26 protein-coding genes are annotated in these 19,714 nt (G+C 39.7%); 9 read left to right on the top strand and 17 right to left on the bottom strand.

Annotated features, from left to right (window positions below; translation table 11 throughout):
- Positions 1-101 precede the first annotated feature (101 nt).
- On the top strand, positions 102-821 hold the full coding sequence (locus E0E36_RS10540; protein ID WP_130855902.1) for an FRG domain-containing protein: 720 nt from the start codon (positions 102-104) through the stop codon (positions 819-821).
- On the opposite strand, the gene E0E36_RS28170 is transcribed toward E0E36_RS10540, so the two are convergent.
- The 10 genes from E0E36_RS28170 to E0E36_RS10495 form a co-directional block, all read right to left on the bottom strand.
- Positions 818-1,765: a zinc-binding dehydrogenase gene (locus E0E36_RS28170; RefSeq protein ID WP_278045555.1), complete on the bottom strand. Its 948-nt coding sequence runs from the start codon at positions 1,763-1,765 to the stop codon at positions 818-820. The two genes, E0E36_RS10540 and E0E36_RS28170, sit on opposite strands and share 4 nt — an antisense overlap.
- A complete protein-coding gene (locus E0E36_RS28015) occupies positions 1,719-2,018 on the bottom strand; it encodes an alcohol dehydrogenase catalytic domain-containing protein (protein ID WP_246860293.1) in 300 nt (99 codons plus the stop codon). The genes E0E36_RS28170 and E0E36_RS28015 overlap by 47 nt, the downstream gene beginning before the upstream one ends.
- Positions 2,019-2,105: 87 nt before the next feature.
- Positions 2,106-2,780, bottom strand: a complete 675-nt coding sequence (locus E0E36_RS10530) for an SRPBCC family protein (protein WP_130855901.1) — start codon at positions 2,778-2,780, stop codon at positions 2,106-2,108.
- 68 nt (positions 2,781-2,848) lie between these two features.
- On the bottom strand, positions 2,849-3,586 hold the full coding sequence (locus E0E36_RS10525; protein ID WP_130855900.1) for a DUF72 domain-containing protein: 738 nt from the start codon (positions 3,584-3,586) through the stop codon (positions 2,849-2,851).
- 10 nt (positions 3,587-3,596) lie between these two features.
- Positions 3,597-4,322 (bottom strand): hypothetical protein, encoded by a 726-nt coding sequence (locus tag E0E36_RS10520; RefSeq protein ID WP_130855899.1) that lies wholly within the window; start codon positions 4,320-4,322, stop codon positions 3,597-3,599.
- A gap of 5 nt (positions 4,323-4,327) precedes the next feature.
- On the bottom strand, positions 4,328-4,609 hold the full coding sequence (locus tag E0E36_RS10515) for a hypothetical protein (RefSeq protein WP_013667057.1): 282 nt from the start codon (positions 4,607-4,609) through the stop codon (positions 4,328-4,330).
- 52 nt (positions 4,610-4,661) lie between these two features.
- Complete coding sequence (locus E0E36_RS10510) at positions 4,662-6,302, bottom strand: alpha-amylase family protein (RefSeq protein WP_130855898.1); 1,641 nt, start codon at positions 6,300-6,302, stop codon at positions 4,662-4,664.
- Entirely contained in the window at positions 6,299-7,936 is a 1,638-nt protein-coding gene (locus E0E36_RS10505; RefSeq protein ID WP_013667059.1) for an alpha-amylase family glycosyl hydrolase, read from the bottom strand. The genes E0E36_RS10510 and E0E36_RS10505 overlap by 4 nt, the downstream gene beginning before the upstream one ends.
- 34 nt (positions 7,937-7,970) lie before the next feature.
- Positions 7,971-8,867, bottom strand: a complete 897-nt coding sequence (locus tag E0E36_RS10500; RefSeq protein WP_130855897.1) for an SDR family oxidoreductase — start codon at positions 8,865-8,867, stop codon at positions 7,971-7,973.
- 78 nt (positions 8,868-8,945) lie between these two features.
- Entirely contained in the window at positions 8,946-9,140 is a 195-nt protein-coding gene (locus tag E0E36_RS10495) for a hypothetical protein (RefSeq protein WP_130855896.1), read from the bottom strand.
- A gap of 276 nt (positions 9,141-9,416) precedes the next feature.
- On the opposite strand from E0E36_RS10495, the gene E0E36_RS27735 reads away from it, so the two are divergent.
- Positions 9,417-9,587, top strand: a complete 171-nt coding sequence (locus tag E0E36_RS27735) for a hypothetical protein (protein ID WP_165446958.1) — start codon at positions 9,417-9,419, stop codon at positions 9,585-9,587.
- Positions 9,588-9,613: 26 nt separating this feature from the next.
- On the opposite strand, the gene E0E36_RS10490 is transcribed toward E0E36_RS27735, so the two are convergent.
- From E0E36_RS10490 to E0E36_RS10480, 3 genes are all read right to left on the bottom strand, one after another.
- The gene (locus E0E36_RS10490; RefSeq protein WP_013667063.1) at positions 9,614-9,814 is read right to left on the bottom strand and encodes a hypothetical protein; all 201 of its coding nucleotides are present in this window, start codon (positions 9,812-9,814) and stop codon (positions 9,614-9,616) included.
- Between the two features lie 138 nt (positions 9,815-9,952).
- Positions 9,953-10,159: a KTSC domain-containing protein gene (locus E0E36_RS10485; protein ID WP_013667064.1), complete on the bottom strand. Its 207-nt coding sequence runs from the start codon at positions 10,157-10,159 to the stop codon at positions 9,953-9,955.
- Between the two features lie 17 nt (positions 10,160-10,176).
- Positions 10,177-10,971, bottom strand: a complete 795-nt coding sequence (locus tag E0E36_RS10480) for a hypothetical protein (protein ID WP_130855895.1) — start codon at positions 10,969-10,971, stop codon at positions 10,177-10,179.
- Between the two features lie 188 nt (positions 10,972-11,159).
- On the opposite strand from E0E36_RS10480, the gene E0E36_RS10475 reads away from it, so the two are divergent.
- From E0E36_RS10475 to E0E36_RS10460, 4 genes are all read left to right on the top strand, one after another.
- Positions 11,160-11,903: a nucleotidyltransferase gene (locus E0E36_RS10475; protein WP_130855894.1), complete on the top strand. Its 744-nt coding sequence runs from the start codon at positions 11,160-11,162 to the stop codon at positions 11,901-11,903.
- Positions 11,903-12,652 carry a metallophosphoesterase family protein gene (locus tag E0E36_RS10470; protein WP_130855893.1) on the top strand — a complete coding sequence of 250 codons (750 nt, stop codon included), beginning with the start codon at positions 11,903-11,905 and terminating at the stop codon, positions 12,650-12,652. Before E0E36_RS10475 ends, E0E36_RS10470 begins: the two co-directional genes overlap by 1 nt.
- Before the next feature lie 111 nt (positions 12,653-12,763).
- Positions 12,764-13,414 (top strand): response regulator transcription factor, encoded by a 651-nt coding sequence (locus E0E36_RS10465; protein ID WP_130855892.1) that lies wholly within the window; start codon positions 12,764-12,766, stop codon positions 13,412-13,414.
- 150 nt (positions 13,415-13,564) lie between these two features.
- Positions 13,565-14,203 (top strand): response regulator transcription factor, encoded by a 639-nt coding sequence (locus E0E36_RS10460; protein ID WP_013667069.1) that lies wholly within the window; start codon positions 13,565-13,567, stop codon positions 14,201-14,203.
- Positions 14,204-14,418: 215 nt separating this feature from the next.
- On the opposite strand, the gene E0E36_RS10455 is transcribed toward E0E36_RS10460, so the two are convergent.
- Positions 14,419-14,937 (bottom strand): GNAT family N-acetyltransferase, encoded by a 519-nt coding sequence (locus E0E36_RS10455; protein WP_013667070.1) that lies wholly within the window; start codon positions 14,935-14,937, stop codon positions 14,419-14,421.
- 209 nt (positions 14,938-15,146) lie between these two features.
- Complete coding sequence (locus E0E36_RS10450) at positions 15,147-15,365, bottom strand: hypothetical protein (RefSeq protein ID WP_013667072.1); 219 nt, start codon at positions 15,363-15,365, stop codon at positions 15,147-15,149.
- 64 nt (positions 15,366-15,429) lie between these two features.
- Between E0E36_RS10450 and E0E36_RS27730 the strand changes: the two genes are divergently transcribed.
- Positions 15,430-15,588 (top strand): hypothetical protein, encoded by a 159-nt coding sequence (locus E0E36_RS27730; RefSeq protein ID WP_165446957.1) that lies wholly within the window; start codon positions 15,430-15,432, stop codon positions 15,586-15,588.
- Positions 15,589-15,962: 374 nt separating this feature from the next.
- The gene (locus tag E0E36_RS10445; protein ID WP_130855890.1) at positions 15,963-16,235 is read left to right on the top strand and encodes a hypothetical protein; all 273 of its coding nucleotides are present in this window, start codon (positions 15,963-15,965) and stop codon (positions 16,233-16,235) included.
- Here the strand turns inward: E0E36_RS10445 and E0E36_RS10440 are convergent.
- Together E0E36_RS10440 and E0E36_RS10435 are read right to left on the bottom strand one after the other, a co-directional pair.
- Complete coding sequence (locus E0E36_RS10440; protein WP_130855889.1) at positions 16,232-17,197, bottom strand: TIGR03885 family FMN-dependent LLM class oxidoreductase; 966 nt, start codon at positions 17,195-17,197, stop codon at positions 16,232-16,234. The genes E0E36_RS10445 and E0E36_RS10440 overlap by 4 nt on opposite strands.
- A 179-nt stretch (positions 17,198-17,376) precedes the next feature.
- The gene (locus E0E36_RS10435) at positions 17,377-17,640 is read right to left on the bottom strand and encodes a hypothetical protein (protein ID WP_130855888.1); all 264 of its coding nucleotides are present in this window, start codon (positions 17,638-17,640) and stop codon (positions 17,377-17,379) included.
- A gap of 293 nt (positions 17,641-17,933) precedes the next feature.
- Here E0E36_RS10435 and E0E36_RS10430 point away from each other — a divergent pair, with 293 nt between their 5' ends.
- Positions 17,934-19,709, top strand: coding sequence for a carbamoyltransferase family protein (locus E0E36_RS10430; RefSeq protein WP_242627179.1), 1,776 nt, complete (start codon positions 17,934-17,936; stop codon positions 19,707-19,709).
- Positions 19,710-19,714 lie beyond the last annotated feature (5 nt).

The following is a 19,714-nucleotide window of genomic DNA, read 5'->3' as shown; positions in this document are numbered from 1 at the left end:
ACAAGTTTATGTTATGTAATAAAAAGCGATATACATGCCGGTTTTCACAGACTGTACGGCCTTCGGTACGTTTTTAGTATATATTTCAGAAACATCATGTGATGGAAGCAGAAATTACCTCTGTCAACGAATATCTTGATACCATTAAAGATTTTAAGAGAAAACAGAACGAAAGGGAAAGCCATGACTTTCTTTTTAGGGGCCAGGCGGCTGATTATCCTCTGGTTTCGAAATTACTTAGATTACGCCCTAAGGGAGATCTTCTGAAAGTTGAGCAACAATTACTTGAAGAGTTTAAAAGGGCAAATTTCTTATTGGTGAAGGAACATCAAGCAATGAATGATTGGGATTACCTCACCCTGGGTCAACATTATGGACTGCCTACACGCCTCTTAGATTGGTCGAATAATGCCTTAACAGCGCTATGGTTTGCTACCGAGCAATATAAGATGGAGCGATCCCGGCAACCCTATGCTACTATATGGATATTGATGGCTACGGAAGCACACTATTTAAATATGAAAGAGAATCATAATCCCTTTACGGTAAATAAGACAAGGTTGTTCCGACCTCGGATCATCAAGCAACGTATCAATAATCAATCAGGTGTTTTTACTGTTCAAAGCACGGAATCCATTAAAAAAAGACTTTCCCTACATCAGGAAGAAGACTTTGCATCTCGGTTACTCAAAATCATGATTCCTGGAAAATGTCAAGAGTCCGTTCGCGATGAATTACACACATTGGGCGTAAATGCCTTTAGTGTTTTTCCAGAGCTTGAAGGGCTTTGTTCATTGCTTCAATGGAAATTTTTTCATTAGTCGCCAACGAATGATTGAGAAGGTATGAACACTGCACGCATACAATTATCTAGTTTATCATTAAAAATGCGGTATGCATACGCTCCTTCCTCCAATGACATCGGGTGTGTCAATAAAAAAGATGGATCTATTTTTCCGTTGCGGATATGCTCAAAAAGCCGAGGGACATAACGTTGCCCGTGCATTTGTCCACCTCGCATTGTCAGACCTTTATTCAAAAACAGACCCATTGGGATTTTATCAACTAAACCGGCATATACGCCCACAACTGATACCGTTCCACCTTTTCTACAGGCCGTTATAGCTTGTCTTAACACCGCCGGGCGATCGGATTGCAGTCTTAAGAATTGCTTGGATCGATCGTAATAATGTTCCATCCCAGTCGTATGGGCCTCCATCCCGACTGCATCGATGCAACAGTCCGGGCCCCTTCCTCCTGTTGACTCCTTCAACGCCTCCAATATATCCGTTGCTTCATAATTTAACACTTCTGCATGGCTATAGGTGGCAGCCGCTGCCAAACGGTAGTCAAATCGATCAATTGCAATAACTTTTTCAGCGCCCATTAAGTAAGCACTCTGTATTGCCATTTGTCCGACACCTCCTGCGCCCAAAACCGCCACGATATCTCCTGGCTTTATGGAGGCCATTTCTGCCGCCATAAAGCCGGTGGGAATACCGTCGGAAACGAAAACTGCCTTGGTGTCAGGTATGTCTTCCGGAATTTTAAAGGCCCCGTATTCTGCAAATGGAACGCGTATAAATTCGGCATGACTACCTGCGTATCCTCCAAATAAATGCGAATATCCAAAAATACCTGCTGTCGGATATTGATAAATCTTTTCTTGTAATCCGGCATTTGGATTCGAATTGTCGCAAAGCGACCAGGTTTGTTGCTTACAATAGTGGCACTCTCCACAGCCGATAACAGAAACAACCACCACCCGGTACCACCCGGTCGCCTACTTGTAATCCCTTTACCTCTTTTCCGATCGCTACGATTTCTCCTATAAACTCATGGCCGATTACGTCGCCTGCTTTCATGCTCGGGACAAAACCGTTTATAAGATGCAAGTCGGACCCGCAAACCGAACTCATCGTAACTTTAACTATTGCGTCCTTTGGATTTACAATAGTAGGATCAGGTATACGTTCTACCTTGAGGTCCCTAACGCCATTCCAACATAATGCTTTCATATTTATAATTCTATCGTGTCACCTGTTCGGCGAGTGTTTATACATCATCTTAGATTGTTGAATCGAACAACAGCATGCTGTAAATACTTATTCTTTATTCAGTTTGTTCGTCGCTCGTTCTCCCGTTTCCATTATTTGTTTAAAGCCCCTTACTTCATTTGCTATTAAATACTCCAAAGGCTTATTTAGTACTTTTGCAAGCCCTTCTCCTAAAATACCGGCGGGAGGTCTATAGCTAAAGATGACCGTTATTTCGGTACCTTGATTATTTGGAGCATCTTTAAATACCACTTTTCCGGCGTTAAAAATCAGTGGATTACGAATCGATTGCCATCCGATTAGCTCATTTGGTTCATCCTTTACAATTTCCGCATCCCATGTAATCTCACGGTGATACCCTGGTATTTTAGCAGTCCAGGTAGATTTATTCTCCTGAACTTTTACCGATAGAAGATGTTCCATGAATGAAGGAAGATTTTCTAGATTTCTCCAATACTGATAAAGCTCCTCACGAGGCTTATTAATAGTAAAATAACTCCTAACATTAACATTATGTCTTTCAGTGCTATCCAGATCAATCGCATTATATAATAAACACCTACCTGTAATTCCTCTATATATTAAATAGATACTAGGAATTGTCTTCAAAAGGTTGAATTTTTTCAATGAACTTCGCAAAAGCAATGCGCCGAAACCTACTGAAATAATTCGTTCAATGGTATTTACATTTATTTTATCATCATCGCTGTTCATGGTTTCCATATTTTAAGGGTATTTCTGTAAAATATAAAGACGGCTCGTCATACCGCATACGATTCTTGGATGGCAAGTTATTCGGTAAGCATTTTTTGCATGCTTTGGGCATTTAATGCAGCAAAGCCCGATTGGTCGTTGTCGAAATATACATAAACATCTCTACCCTCGTTTTGCCATTCTTGGCATCGATCAACCCATTTGCGCAACTGTTCGTCGGTATAATTGCCCTGATACTTAGCGCCCGGGCCATGCAATCGGATATAAACAAAGTCGGCAGTCACAATAATTGGTGATTGATGACCAGCTAATTCATAGATGCAAAAGGCACAATTCGCTTTTTCAAGTATATGATAAATTCGATCCTCATACCAAGACCCGTCCCTAAATTCAAAGGTAAAGCGATGATCTTTCGGTAAAAGTTTCAGAAAATCGATCAGCCGCTGCTCATTAATATTCCATTTTGGAGGTAATTGAAAAAGTATTGGCCCTAATTTGTCTTTAAGGTGTCCCGCATGCTCAATAAACTCGTCAACAACCTCTTTTTGTACTTTCAGTTTTTTTAAGTGTGTTATAAATCGGCTTCCTTTTACTGCAAATTTAAAATGCGCCGGCACCGCGCGATACCAATTGCTGAACGTTTCGGAAGAAGGTAGTCTATAAAAGGAATTATTGAGCTCTACCGTCGGAATTTTCGTTACGAAGTATGTTAATTGTTCCGATTCTTTTAGTCCTTCGGGATAAAACGGCCCTTTCCAATGTTTGTAGTGCCACCCAGAGGTCCCAATATACGCTACTCCTTTCCTTTTTGCCATGAGATCTCGTTCATTCGAAATATAAAAAGATTTGATTTCCTATCGCTTTCACAAGCCCTTTTTCAACTCCGTCCATTTTCCAACCGCTTTTGGCGCAACGGATAATGCCCAAATTTTTATCATTTAAGGTAATGGATAACTCGTAACACACGCCTTCATGACATGTTTCGGTTATTGGTATTCCCTCGCCTTCGTAATGCACTCCTTCGTAATCGAAGGTTAATGGAATAGGGTCGCTTTCTAGCTGGGCAATGATTTCTTTAAGAAATTTAACGAGGTGCTTACGTTGGGTGGGTGCCTTAGTACTCCACTTATCGCTATCTGCACGTTTATGAGCAAGCTTAAATTTTAAACCGGACATCTCCGTGGAATAGTCGTTCGCATTTAACTTTTTTACGTTTTGATGAGCCAAAATATACCAATGGTATTCCGTTCCTACCGGAACACCCGACCCTTTTGGCGCATGTCCCTTCCGTCGCTTAGTTACTGCATAAAAAATCTCCCAAAGGTCCGGTGTAATCTTTGTTTCTTTCCAGTCACCCTGGTCATATTCCCAATGGTGACTTCTGCCGATTGCCATTCCTGTATATTGCTTGCCGCCATATTGCTTAAAGGCATTATATGATTTGGAAAGATCTTTTTTTCCGGGAGCTTGCCTTTTTTTTTCGATTTCCAACGTAGGTTCTTCGAGCGCTTTCTTCTTCGTTTCCGGTTTTCGCTTTGCTGTTGTTGCCATCTCCTTTATTTTCGCTGAATGAATTTGTGAAAAGTACTCTGTTCGCCATCTGATTTTTTTTCCTGAAAAAGAAAATCCAGTTTATTTTCTTCAAATTCTTCAAAGAAATCTTCCCAGCTTATTTCCTCCAGGTCGTCATTATGCTCACTATGTTCAGGAAAATGGATTCTTAAAATACCTGCATCTTCGCCATTTCCTGTTCCTTTTACTCTGGCCGGGACACCACCCCGTTCTTTTGCCCATTGCTTTATTTCATTGTGATTGCTTGTTTGATTCGATGTGCTCATAGGTATAAAATTTATTTGTTTAAAAATATATTTAATAATAGGTAAACAATTGCTATTCCAGTTTAGACAGCTTATACCAAAGGTAACTGTAAGGAGAGAGTATGAGATTTATTTTTCCGGCAGATTCTTTCATTGATAAGGGGCTGCCCAACACACAGGTTAGCACCGGTTTTTCTTTCGTTAGATCTATTTCCACGTCTGCATTTGTATACGAAAAGTTATTAATGATAAGTATTCCATAGTCATTGAGATCATATCGATAAATGAATATTTGCGGATGATCATTCTTTAAGATTTGAAACGAACTGCAAAAAGCCAGCTTATACTCCTTTCGAGAGGCGATTATTTTTTTTGTTTGACATAATATTGAAAATTCGTCATCCATTTCTTTGGAAACATTGATGTTTTGATATCCATAAACTCCTCCATCAATCACTGTCCACTTAAGCTCGGGTGGTGAAACGGAAGAAAAACCACCATTGAATGTATCGTCCCATTGCATAGCTGTTCGCACGCTTTGTCGTTCCTGCAAGTCCAAATCATCTCCCATTCCGATTTCTTCACCATAACGAATTACAGGGCTTCCAGGGAGTGTTAATAGAAGATTCATACTTAAACAAATATGCATTCGATTGTTGTTCAACATAGGAGGCAATCTTCTTCTAATGCCCCTATCATAGATTCGCATAAATGGACAGGGTGCAAAAACTTCCATAACGCGGGCTCGTTCATCGTTTGTTAATCGTTCCAAATCCAATTCATCATGGTTTCGAAGAAAGTTCAGATACTGACCGTGGCCATTTGAGAAGGGTAAGCGTTTAAAAGCGTTTATTAGCGGTTTAGCACAGTGTTCTGCAAGAGCGAGAAACAGATAGTTATTCAGGAAGAAATTAAATAATCCATCAAGTTTTTTCCCTTTGTTAAAAAAACGGGGATAGTCTTCCGGTTCAACATCCGCCTCTCCAATAAGAATCGCGTCTTTATTGATTTTAAGAACAGCTTCCTTCCATCGATCTAGAACGTCATAGGGGTTTCCTTCAAAACGCTCGTCGCCTTTGTTTTTAAGTATGTGTGGAACGGCGTCAATGCGAAAACCAAAAATGCCAAACTGCATCCAGAAGTTTAAAATTCGAAGAATCTCTTCCTGAACTGCGGGATTTGACACGTTCAAATCGGGTTGAAAGTGATAAAAAGTATGGTAGTAATAACGATTCACCTGGTGATTATATTCCCAATTGCTTTCTTCGACAGTCTTGAATACCAAATCTTCCTTGTCATTTTCCGGTTTCTCATCCTTCCATATATAAAAATCGTGAAATCTGCTGCCTCTATCGGATATTGCTTCAAGGAACCAAGGATGTCGATTGCTTGTATGATTAACTACCAAGTCGATAATTATTTTAATATTTCTTTTTGCGGCCGATTTTACCAGTACTTCAAAGTCCTGCAGTGTTCCTAACCGAGTATCAACTGTATAGTAATTAACCACATCATATCCCCCATCCTTTTCGTCTGAGCTATAAAAAGGTACTAGCCAAATACAATTGATACCTAAATATTGAAGATAATCCAATTTAGATATAAGCCCTTGAATATCACCTAATCCGTTGTGGTCAGCATCTTTAAAGCTTCGAACGTCCAACGAATAGATGACAGCTTCTTTTAACCAATGTTGAGAGCATAGGTCTTTCATGTATTAAGAACAGGTGCAGAAACGGTTTTGTTTTTTTCTAATCGAATAACCAGTGCTTCATCCCCACCTACATAGATTTCTTCTTCAAGTGATAGACCCTCAGTCTCGGGTGTTGTTGCTAAAATTACCTCGCCTTTTAAAACGGTCTTGCCTTGTTGTTTAAAATAAGCGGGTCTTGGCGTTAAATTCAATGCGATAAGAAAGGTAGGATATCCTTCGAGCGCTCGTTTATAAATAATCAACTGCTGATCGCTAAATATAGGAACATAGTTGCCGTATTGCAATGTCGGCTCTTCATTCCTCAGCTTGATAAGCTTCCGGTACAAGGTAAGCATACTATAAGGATTATCTTTCTGAATCTCTACATTCTCCCGTTTAAAACGCTTGTCGACTCGAAGCCATGGTTTAACTGTTGAAAAACCGGCGAATTCACCATTGTTCCATTGCATGGGGGTTCTGGCGGGATCCCGGCTTAAATTTTTACCGGGCATATTTAGTCCTTGGGGATCTTGCACTTCATCGCTTGGTATAGGAACATCGTACATGCCAATCTCGTCTCCATAGTAAATTGTTGGCGTTCCCCTTAGTGTAAGTAGTAAAAATGCAGCAACCCTTGCCTGTTGGCCTCCGATACGACTAGCTATACGCGGCTTATCGTGATTGCTTAGAACCCAATTGGGCCAACCATTTTCCGGAATTGCCCCCTCGTATTCATCAATGGCAACAGCAATTTGTTGGGCATCCCACGGCAATGTGAGTAATTGGAAGTTAAAAGGCAAATGCGCACCACTCGAATTAATTCCATAGTAGGTAACTAGCCGTTGGATTGGCAGGTATATTTCACCGATCAACACTTTCTCCTGATACTGTTCGAGTAGCGCACGCATTTGTCCAACTAACTCATGCACTTCCGGCTGATCGGTAGAATATACGGGGAGCAGACGATTATAATTAGCATCCCTTTCTTGAAAATCAGGATTGAGCGGATTATCCCGAAGTTGTTTGTCTTTAATTAAATGCCACATAACATCAACGCGGAACCCGTCAACGCCTTTTTCCAACCAAAATTGCATTACCTCCAACATCGCTTTTTGAACATCTTCGTTTCGCCAATTAAGGTCTGGTTGTTCTTTTAAAAATGCATGATAATAATATTGCTGTGTATCTTCATCCCACTCCCAAGCGCTTCCACCGAATACGCTAAGCCAATTATTAGGAGCCGAGCCATCTGGTTTGGCATCTTCCCAAATATACCAAGAACGCTTTGGTGAATCTTTTGATGACTTGGACTCGATAAACCAGGGATGTTGGCTGGATGTGTGATTAGGCACTAGATCCAATATCAACTTCATGTTTCTCCTATGAAGTTCATCAAGGAGTGATTCCAAATCGTGCATCTCGCCGAATATAGGATGAATCTGTTTATAATCTGATATATCGTAGCCAAAATCAGCCATCGGCGAAGGATAAATTGGTGACAGCCATACCGCTCTAATTCCTAACCATTCTAGGTAATCTAACTGTTGGATAATCCCTTTTAAATCGCCTATACCATCCCCGTTACTATCTTTAAACGAACGAGGATAAATCTGATATATAATGCCATGACGCCACCACAATTGCTCTTGGTACATTGTTAAGAAGAAATAAATTTAAAATCTGTCTATACTAAATAGTAACTCGTCCACCGGTAGCAGGTATCGTTGCCCCCGAGATATAGCTGCTTTCGTCAGACGCCAAAAAAACGTAAATCGGAGCCATTTCAGCAGGTTGGGCCGGACGTCCCATTGGCGTATTTTCACCGAACTTATCCGCATTAGGCATCGTAGAAGGAATTAAAGGCGTCCATACAGGACCCGGGGCAACTGCATTGACTCGTATACCCTTCTTTTGCTCTAGAAATAATTGTGCTAGGTTCGACGTGAAGTTTTGGATCGCGCCTTTTGTAGCTGCATATGCTAATAATATGGGTGTGGGAGAATAGGCATTTACAGAAGTGGTGTTAATAATACTTGCGCCCTTTTTCATGTAAGGTTCCGCTGCCTTGCATAAATAATACATACTATGAATATTTGTCGCGAAGGTGTGTTCCCATTCTCCTTCCGGTATATCCTGTAAGCTTTCTCGTCCCATTTGAAATGCGGCATTGTTCACAAGAATATCTACTTGTCCAAATTCGGTAATCGCCTGTTCAACTAGCGATCGACAATGGGAGGCCTCGCCTATGTCACCTTTTACGAGGAGCGCTTTGGTTCCTGCTTCTTGCACCCATCGGGCGGTGTCCTTCGCATCTTCATCTTCAACATCTGCCAAATAGCTGATGAGAACATCAGCGCCCTCGCGTGCAAAGGCGATTGCAGCTGCTTTTCCAATACCCGAATCGCCTCCTGTAATAATGGCTTTCTTTCCTTTCAACTTACCTGTCCCTCGATAACTTTCTTCTCCATGGTCAGCCTTTGGCTCCATTTCCCGCTCAACTCCGGGTGCCTCCTGCTCTTGTTGAGGGAAGGGCGGTACCGGGTGTTTTTTTTGCGGATCTTGTACATTTTGATTAGAACTGCTCATTACTTTTCTCATTAAGGTTAATAGAAAACAAGAAAGTGCCATTATATGGGTTTTCCTTTCTTGTTGGTTCATTGTTAATTAAGGCATCGATGTTGTATCCATTGCGGTATCAACCGGTGCTGCCATTCCTGAAGTATCATTGGGATGCATGGGTTCTTGTAATGTATCTGTTCCATCCCCAGCTCCCATACCATCGTTTGTATCGCCTTGACGATTACCGCATCCAATAAAAATAAATGCTGCTACTGCAGCTGTAAACAATAACTTTTTCATAAGGATATATTATAAATTCAACTAAACTTTACTTCCATTGCTAAAAAACCGAGCCAAGCATATTTTTTTACTGAAATGAATAAAAAAATAAAATCTATTAGAAGATTACTAACAATAAGACGCGTTGGAGATTGAAAGAATTCCGGATAAATAAACAACTTATCCATTTATTAGTACATCTATAAAACCAGGCCGGAAGATGAGATGCGATTGGTCAATTGTGAGGGTAGCGGAACGGCGTTTGCTATAAGTTTAGAAAGATAAAATGACTATTATATGGATCGGAAAAAGAAAAATGAACGTAATCAGCAACTGAACAATGGTGGGACAGACGAACGGAACGGTATGCTACAGAAAAAGAACCCAGACAAAAAGCCTGGCAGAATTAAGCAACCTGCAATTGAAAAGGAGGCACTTATTATTAATGAAAAAGGCAGGAAATTGTAGAATAGTTTCGTATCGGTTTGTATCCGTTAACTTTTATTTTTCTCCCCTAGTTTGTCCTCATCATTTGCATTCTGCCAGTCTTCTGTATTTTTTGGAACCTCATTTATCTGGTCCTTCTGTGGATCTACTCCCGCTTCATAGGATAAATCGGGCTTGTCCTCTTCTTCCCTCTTTTTAGAGGCTTTGTTTTTTAAAGGGGATAAGCGCTTGTCTTTTCTTATAGCCATTTTTTTTTATTAAGGTAATCACACATATAGCACATAAATTATTCCAAGTAGAACAGCGACAAAAAATGTAGTCATGCTATGTATTCTGTTTTAATCCTTTGAGCGCGCTATGGCTGTAATATCCTGTTTTAATTATGTTCAAATTTGTGATTCTCTTTTTTTAAATGGATAGTTTCCCCGTATCTTTTTATTGAAAAAAGCACCTTTCGAACGGGCGTGGATCAGTTCCTCATAAATTATGGGTGGAACATTGTAATAAAGATACAGCAAGCCAGTAGTGAAAACGATTTGAAGAACTTCGGTGTCTGCATTGTAATGAACGGAATCTATAACAGTGGAGGGCATAGCTATATAATTTTGACTTAGTCACATTTTACGAATAATGTTGGTCGTATTACCTGAACTTGCGTAAGTTCCTTAAAAAGATTTTTAGACAATATCTTTTTCACAAAGGTCTTGGCAATTGAAGTCACAACTAATACATCTATATCCTCTTCATTTATCGCCCGTTTAACTCCTTCAAGGACGGTATCTGCTTCTACTACTAAAAAGTGAATATCAACCTTCTCGATATTTCCCCTAATGTCAAGCTCCCATTCACGCATTCGTTCGTATGCCAACTCTTTTTTTTCCTCATTTGCCACATGAAATACCGTTATATCTAGTTTCCCATCAAATAACTGTTCAACTAGTTTAATGCTTTCTATTTCGTTTTCATGAAAACTCGTCATCACGCCAACATGACGAAGATTTGGCAAGTGCTGGCTTTCGGGAAGTACCAATACAGGCGTATAGCACTGCTCTACTAATCCCTCAGTAAGGTCGCGCGACGCATAATGTAAAATATCTGCATACTGTCCGGACACAATGAGATCAAAGTGTTCGCTTCTGTTTAAATCCAAAAGGAACTGCAAGATGTCACCTTGTATTGCCTCTCCCCTAATGTGGACAAGCGGAAAATCGTTTTTCGCCTGCCTCATTAAGTGTTCAAGCTTTTGATCAATATCCTCTTTATTCTCAGATTTGTCATTTTCGAACGACAAAATAATGAATACCGACCAATCGAAGAGATTCGCTTTCTTTAATACAAACTGCAGAACATAAAAGGTTTTTACTGAGAAATTCAATGGTATTAATACTTTTTTTCTTCCAGACATAATAGTTTGAATATTACCTTATTGTGTTGTCAAACAAATAGATTCGGTTAAGGTTTGAAAGCTATAGCAGATTAGGAGGTTCAGGAAAACTCCTTTTAATCTCGTTATTCATGAGTGAAGTATATTCAATACGGAAAAAGAACAAAAAAGGCGGAGATGCTGTTATAACCTTATAGAATGCTAAACTTATGATAGAAACACAGGAGCAAAAAGATATTTCCAATGCATTTTTTAAAGAAGCATTAAAACTTTTAAATGATAGCGGTAGTCCGTACATGCTAGGTGGCGCCTTTGCCATGTTTCATTATACCGGTATTTTTAGAAATACAAAGGATCTCGATATTTTCTGTAAAAGCAGTGAATATCCAAAAATCCTGAAGCATTTCGCCTTGAATGGTTATCGAACCGAATTGACCGATGCGAGGTGGCTAGCCAAAGTCTTTAAGGGAGATTATTTTATAGATATTATTTTCGATACCGTTAATAACATTTGTACGGTAGACGACAGCTGGTACGTACGTGCGAGTACCGGCGAATTTGTTGGTGTACCAGTCAAATTTATTCCCGCTGAAGAGCTGATTTGGTGTAAAATGTATGTTAGGAATCGAGAAAGAAACGACAGTGCTGATATCAATCATACCTTTTTACGATATGGAAAGCATATTGATTGGAAGCATCTTTTAAATCGCCTAGATCAACATTGGCACATTTTACTAGCGCAATTAATAACTTTTCAATTCGTTTATCCGGCCGACTATCGGCACATAGTACCTAAATGGCTTTTTGATGAACTCATAGAGCGAGCGAAAGAGCAATACGAGCTACCGCCTCCCGTTGAGAAGGTATGTAGAGGTCCTTTGATTGATCAAACGCAATATGAGGTGGATATCAAAGAATGGAATTATAAGTCATCTACAATTACAACAATTTAATGATGGGAAAGAAAGTTAAAACCACAATAGCTGCGCTAGCAGATATTCACATTCGAGTGAGTGATAAAGGCCGCTGGGCAGATTGTTTCGAGGAAATAGCTAACAAAGCTGACGTACTGCTAATTTGTGGCGATCTTACCGATACAGGAGATGAAGATGAGGCGACCGTTTTGGCTGCTGAATTAAAATCATGCAATATACCGGTTATAGGTGTATTGGGAAATCACGATTACGAAAAAGGTAGACATAAATTAATTCGTCAGATTCTGCAAGACAGTAATATGGTCATTCTAGATGGCGAAGGTATTGTTATTGATAATATTGGTTTTGCGGGTGTAAAGGGCTTTGGTGGTGGCTTTGACGAATATATGCTATCTATGTTTGGTGAAGAGTCTATGAAATCTTTTGTTCAAGAGGCCGTAAATGAATCGTTGCAGCTGGATCGTGCACTTGCTAGATTGGAGCAAGACAATCCTAATATTCTCAAAATCGCTTTATTACATTATTCACCTATTAAGGAAACCGTAATTGGAGAACCTGAGCAAATTTTTCCTTTTTTAGGCTCTTCGAGACTAGCAGACCCTTTACATAGGAGAAAGGTCTATGCTGCCTTTCACGGCCACGCTCATGCCGGCCAGCTCGACGGTGTGACTTCGGGCGGTGTCCGGGTCTTCAATGTGGCTTTGCCAATACTTAGAAATGAAGATCAAGCCAAGCCCTATTATCTATTAGACGTACCACATAAATAGACAAAAATACAGATAGGATATTAACACGTAGGCATGATAAAACACTTTATTAAATAGCTGTCACATTATCGTGAATCAATAAGCGATTGGCCATTAACCAAATGAGATATCATGATTAACATTATTCTAGTTGACGACCACCATATTGTAAGACAAGGCATTAGGACCTTATTGGAAATTGAATCGGATATTACCGTTGTTGGCGAAACGGATCAACAAGAAGAGCTGCTTTTCCTCCTCGACGAGCGACAAACGGTGGATGCGATCGTTATGGATATCAATATGCCGGATACCGATGGTATAACCTTAACTAAGCATATTAAAAATCTTTATCCAGGTATTCATATCATCGTTCTCTCAATGATGGATCATGAAAAATATGTTTCCCAAGCCTTTGAGGCTGGTGCAACAGCATATTTGATCAAAAACGTAAGCCGTGATGAACTCTTGTTCGCGATTCGGTTTGCCGCCCAGGGTGAACCCTATATTTGCGCGGAAATTAGTTTTAAACTTTTGCGACAAGCTATGAAAGTAGTCCCTTCATCAGCCAGTGCAAATGCTACTGATTTACAAATAAATAACCGTGAAATGGAAGTTTTGGCCCTCACAGCTGATGGATTTACGAATCAGGAAATCGCAGAACGCTTGTTTACAAGTAAACGGACAGTAGAAGGATACCGCCAAAGTCTTATTGAAAAAACAGGTGTAAGAAATACTGCTGCATTAATAAAGTACGCTTATCAAAATGGTATCCTGAAATAATGTATATTACCGTATTTACCGAAGCTAATTTTGGGTATTTATACGTAATTGATGTTTCCTTTAATCACGACCTTTGTTGGCAGTCAGATTGCATAACTGCGACGTGAATTGCGCAGAAAAGTTTAGTGGTTAATTATCTAATTCTCAATTATGAAAACCAAGTTAGCGATTGCGGACAATAATCCTATACGTCGAGATGGTATCCGAGCTATATTACAACAGGACAATATAGATGTCAATTACACCAATAACTGTCTAGAAACCTTAAAAGAGCATCTAACGGATGTCGACGTACTGATTTGGGGTAATGATCTTAACTATTCTATCGACAAGGAATTGATAGCTAAGTTGAAAGGATCCGGTAATTTAAAGATTATAATTTTAGACAACGACCATGGTTTACAGCCTGCGATCCGAGCAATGCATGCGGGGGCGCACGCCTACATTACGCAATCGGTTCAAAAAGAAGAACTTTTATTTGCAATCCGCTATGTTTTGCAAGGTAAAAAATACGTTGATCCAAGCCTAACGGTACGACTTTTTAATAAACTAAGCGACTTTGAAGATCATATTAGTACGCTGAACACCGATCTCGCGCTATCTGACAAAGAAAAGGAGGTGCTTGATTTAATGGTATGCGGCTACGCCAATAAAGAAATTGCTTACCGTTTATTTACCACAAAACGCAACATCGAAGATTTACGTCAAAACCTCATCACAAAAACTGGGGCGAAAGACAATTTAAGTCTGATATTTTATCGTCTGCATAAAGAGTTCATACAAAATTAGATTTAGCGATTTTATCGTTGGTTTGCACTCTTTAGTACCTGCCCGGAACCGTTCGAAAGAAGTATCTGCTTTGACCGAACGGTTTCTTACAATATCAGTGTACCCTTAACAAAGTAATGGTTCTGAAAACCGGCATGTGTACTGCGATAGTGATAGATTAGGTAGAAAAAATTAATCGGACTTGATTTTAAGTCCGATTAAATATACGTAAACCATTAATAAAGTAAATTGGTCGTTCTTCTCGGAATATATTGCTGTAATATTTTACTGTAAATATTGGCATTACTACTCTTATCCATCATAAAGCCCAATTTATCCATGATCTGAATAACCTGGTCATTTATAGAATTAAGTAAAATCTTTACTTCATTGACTCCATAAAAGTATTTAGCCATCTCTAACATCTGATTGAAGGCCTCCACCATTAAACCCTTGTTTCTATATTCCGGAAGTAAGGTTCCACCCACATACATATCTTTCCTGTTCTTTCCTCCTTTGTAAATCATACAAGACCCGATAATTTTATCAGGTGCTGATTTCAAACGAATGGTATACACACACTTTGCTAGCCATAACAAGCGCTTTGTAAATTCTTCCGGCGATTCATCATTTTCGTATAAATCTTGATAGTAAGTACCATACTGCTGCGGGAAAGAATGTAAATGGCAAAACTCACGTGCCTCGCTTAGGGATAGTTTTCTTAAAACTATACCCGTTTTTTCATAGTTTTTCATTAGATAAAAAGAATATATATATGTACTGTAAATAATTTCCCGAAACATGGAAGCCCTTGATGAATAGGAGCTTTCTTGGTACCTATTAATTTTCAATATTTATGCCAAAAAGAAGGAAAAGCTAGATAAAAATCAAAAAATATATTTTTTAGGAAAATAAATTTCATAATAGGGTAAATACGTCTTCTTCAAAAATAAGATGCTAATTCTTAGTGAGAATAACGTTTTCCTTCTCCAATAATATGATAATTATCTAAAACAGCACGGTAACTTGGATAATTGTGGTCAATTTTGCTGATTGGCTTCTTTCCAACCTTTTGCAAAAATTTTTTTAAATGAGGACAGTGCTTACTATTCAAGTTTGTAGGATCAATATCATCGTCCACCGCAACAGCCGTCTCCAAATCGTAACAAACTAAATAATACATGGCTTTTGTTTTTTATTTTATAACAGTTTAAACGCTTTTTTGTTTTTAAGTAAAAATTCTAGTTATGCGAAATTTAACATACGTTGTTTATATTCTACTGTTTACTATCCTGAGCACTATTGTTTTATATTTTGGACGCAGCTTTCTCGTACCCATAGCATTGGCAGCCATTATGGCCACCTTGTTCATTGAAGTTAGCAATTGGTTGAACAACGTGGGCTGAAGCGTACCATAGCATCATCGGCCGCAGTAGACCTGATCGTGCAATTCGTTCAGACCATATATTGGAGTTTTAATAGTAAGCCGTCAAGTGAATATTAATCCACTCCTTATGATCGTAGGCTTAGTGGCAGGTGAAGCCGTGTAGGAACCGCCGGTATGATTTTGGCCATCCCTCTACTATGTGTCATGAAGATTATCTGCGGCCAAATACCAGGCTTAGAGTCTTATGGTTTTTTAATCGGAACACAAGTAAAATAAAAGAGAAAGTTTCGGATAAGCAAAAAAAGTATAAGCTAAGCCCAACCTATTCCAAACATCGTTTGCTGAAACAAGAGACTGTTAAAATATTTTCTACGATTATAAATGATATAAATTATGATGTTTTTAAGTTCGAACGCCCTACGCCTTCTTCGTTTACTAAGAAGGTGGTCAGTTGGATCCATAGGTAAGTTTGCAGAGGAAATGCAATTGGACCCTGAAAGCGTTCTCAAGGCAACCTACATACTGGAGCAAAACGGCTACATTCTTACAGTAGACATCGCTGATGATTGTCCCTATCCAAATAAAATGCTCGAGATAAATGCGCTGGGACTTAGTTTTCTGGAAGGGCTTGACGGTAGAGTGGATAACACACAAGACAAAACCTAGCGCTTTTTTAGCCTTGGGACAACGAATTTTCCGAAATCACGGATAAATTCTTCTTGATAGATGTTGACATTATGAAGAATAAGATGTTCGAAGCCAAGAGACAAGTCTTGCTCCAACCACTGTAGCTGATCCTGCCAATTACTGGATACTCTTATTTTTTTGGGTATATCCTCAAAGCTAACGGATGATCCAAGCGCATCGAATTCTTCTATCGTGGCTATATCACTTAGAAGTATTGGATCTAGTAAATTATTCCTCCATTGTTCGTACGCATTTACAAGGGCCAGTTCCTCTGATGTTGCATACGACAATTGCACTTTTAAAAACATAGGTTTCCCTTCTCCGCCATTTTTCCTGAATGCAGTCACTACCTCCTTCAATTCGTTATACGGCCTGCTAATTGTAATCAAACCATCTGCCCACTTACCTACCCAACCCGCCGTCTCCACACTTACAGCAGCGCCGAAAATTGGAATGGGTTTGTTGGGTCGCGTGTTAAGTTTGGCCCTGTCTACACGCACATGACCCTCGTAGCTTACTTCCTTGCCTCCCAATAAAGCGCGAATAATGGTCGCGCATTCTCTCAAACGTTCATTTCTGAATTTTTTATCGGGCCAGTTGTCTCCTGTGATGTGTTCGTTGATATTTTCGCCGCTACCCAAAGATACCCATAACCGATCTGGAAACATATATCCAAGCGTCGCAATAGCCTGGGCAATTATAGCAGGGTGATAACGCTGCCCAGGGGCGCATACAAAACCAAAAGGAAGCCTGGTAGATTGCATGGCAGCGCCTAGCCAAGTGAAAGCATAGCCGCTGTGTTGTTGGGTTATGCTCCAAGAATGAAAATGATCAGAGCAATGTATAGCCGTAAAGCCGCACTGTTCCGCTAGTATAGCCCAACCTAATAGGTCTGTTGGGCTAAATTGTTCATGAGATGCATGATAAGCGATAGTTTGCATTTTCGTTTGTTTACGTCATACCATATTTTAGGTTGCCGGTGCTAAAAAGTCACAAACCTCTGTGCATTGTGTGAAATATCATATTTCACGTTAGTGCTTCCTATAAAAGTAGTATACGATACCGATAGCTAACAAAAAGATAATTCCAAATAAAATAGGTGCAAACATAGCGTCTTGCGTTAAATAATAAATCTATTAAATTCATTGCGTGGCAGCCGGTAATCTTTATTTAATCTACCCGAAGCGTCATGAATCATACATCGAATATATCCCTGCCCCTTTACGTTTCCTTTGGACGTTTTGCGTTCCAAAAAGACCTGTATTGGATCGCTGGACTCGTCAGTTTTAAAACTTAGTTCGTATTGATTGCAAGAACACGCTATGAGCGACATGCAATCGTATTTTTTACGTAAGATTTTTAATATAGGTTCTTTCAATCCCATGACATCCTTATTTACCACCTATATAAGCAACTATTGAACCTATAAACATACACAAGTATACTTCATGCAAAAATCCTTAGCTCAAGCAATGCGGTGCCGTTGAAGGCAATATTGGCAACATTTTATTAGTGTCCTAAAAAGTGCATAGTGCTGTACCCATTCGACGAGAAGATATAACAATAACTCAATTTTAAAGAACAAATAACTAAATGAAAAAGGGTTCTTGAGCACAAAATTGAGGGCGTAGAGAAGTGGCACTGTATATGGAATCCGATTCTTATTTAACCCTATAAATGAAAGATATGTATACCTTAGGAATTAACGCAGCTTTTCATGACTCCGCAGCTTGTTTAATCGAAAATGGACACCTAATTGCAGCCGCCGAAGATGAACGATTCACGCAAATCAAACATGGTAAACGCCCCATTCCATTTTCGACCTATGAACTACCTTATCATGCAATTGATTTTTGTCTAAAGCAAGCAGGAATCACCTTGTCTGCGGTTGATCACATCGCTTATTCGTTTGATCCCTTTTTATTGGTTAACCCTGGGGATGAGAAGAGGCCATGGGCAGATATTCCTTTTGTTAGAAATACAGAACACGATAAAGATTCCGAGCCGTGGCGAAATCTTTTTCTTTCCTCTATCATTAATGCTCCACGACAATTGGTTGATGGTTACCCACACCATCTGCAATCCTCCTTTTTAAATGCAAGGACAAACGATTGGATCTGGCATTTTACGGATCATCATCTGTCCCATGCAGCCAGTGCATTTTTTCCTTCTCCTTTTGAGGCAGCAGCCGTGCTCGTTATGGACGGTCGGGGTGAAACAGCATCAAGTTCTTATTACGTTGGAAACCAAAATGGCTTGGAGTTGATACAACAAGTACAGCTGCCCCATTCCCTAGGCCTGTTGTATGAAGATATCACAGCGCATCTCGGATTTCTACGATCATCTGACGAATATAAAGTAATGGCTTTAGCTTCATATGGTGAGCCTGTTTTTGTTGATGAATTTAGAGAGATTGTGCGCTTAACAGGAAGCGGACAATATGAAATAAGCGATCTGCGACTTTCTGAGAGATTTGGCCCACAGCGCTTAAGAAACGCTCCCTTTACCGCACACCATTTTAACATTGCACGTTCGCTTCAGTATGTTTTAGAAGAGCGTATATTGGAGTTGTTGAATTGGTTTTATGAGGTGACGCGGGAAGAAAATCTTTGTCTCGCCGGCGGTGTATTTCTCAATTGTGTTTTAAATGCCCGTATCAGGGATAAAAGTCCATTCAAGAATGTGTGGGTGCAGCCTGCTGCCGGTGATTCCGGTACAGCTTTAGGGGCTGCTATATTAAAAGATCGGGAAGAACGTAGAGAAAGTAAAAAGACTTCGATCATGCAGGACGTATATTTAGGCCCCTCTTACTCCGATAGTGACATACAACGTATTTTGGAACGAAATAAAATTCCTTATATCAAAATGCATGACATAGTGGAAGAGACCGCAACGTTACTTGCTCAAGATAAAATTATCGGATGGTTTCAGGGTGCGATGGAATATGGCCCAAGAGCCTTAGGAAGTCGTTCTATCTTGGCTTCGCCGTTAAGTCCTGAAATGCAAGCCAAATTAAATGAGGTAAAGGATCGCGAAGACTTTCGACCCGTCGCACCTGTTGTAACGGAAGAGGACGCCGAAAATTGGTTTGTGGGAGCAAAACAGTCACCGTTTATGCTGTTCATCTATGATGTGATTCCCGATAAAGCGACGCAAATACCAGCCGTAAAGCACGTCGATGGTACTGCGCGTATTCAAACGGTTAATGAAAAACAAAATCCACTTTATTACCGACTTATCAAGGCGTTCGAACGGAAAACAGGAGTGCCTGTACTCGTAAATACCTCTTTTAACACATTGGGAAAGCCAATTGTATGCACACCAAGAGATGCTATTGAATGCTTTTGGACATCCCCCTTCGATGCGCTTATCATAGGATCCTTTCTAATTCAGAAGGATTATGTCAATGTTCCTGAAAGAATGGTCTTGGACGAAAATCTTGTTAGTTTTTAGGGTGC

Source organism: Olivibacter jilunii (assembly GCF_900607235.1).
Taxonomy (GTDB): Bacteria; Bacteroidota; Bacteroidia; order Sphingobacteriales; family Sphingobacteriaceae; genus Olivibacter; species Olivibacter oleidegradans.
Note: the sequence above shows the minus strand (reverse complement) of the source record. Positions and strands in the feature narration are given on the sequence as shown.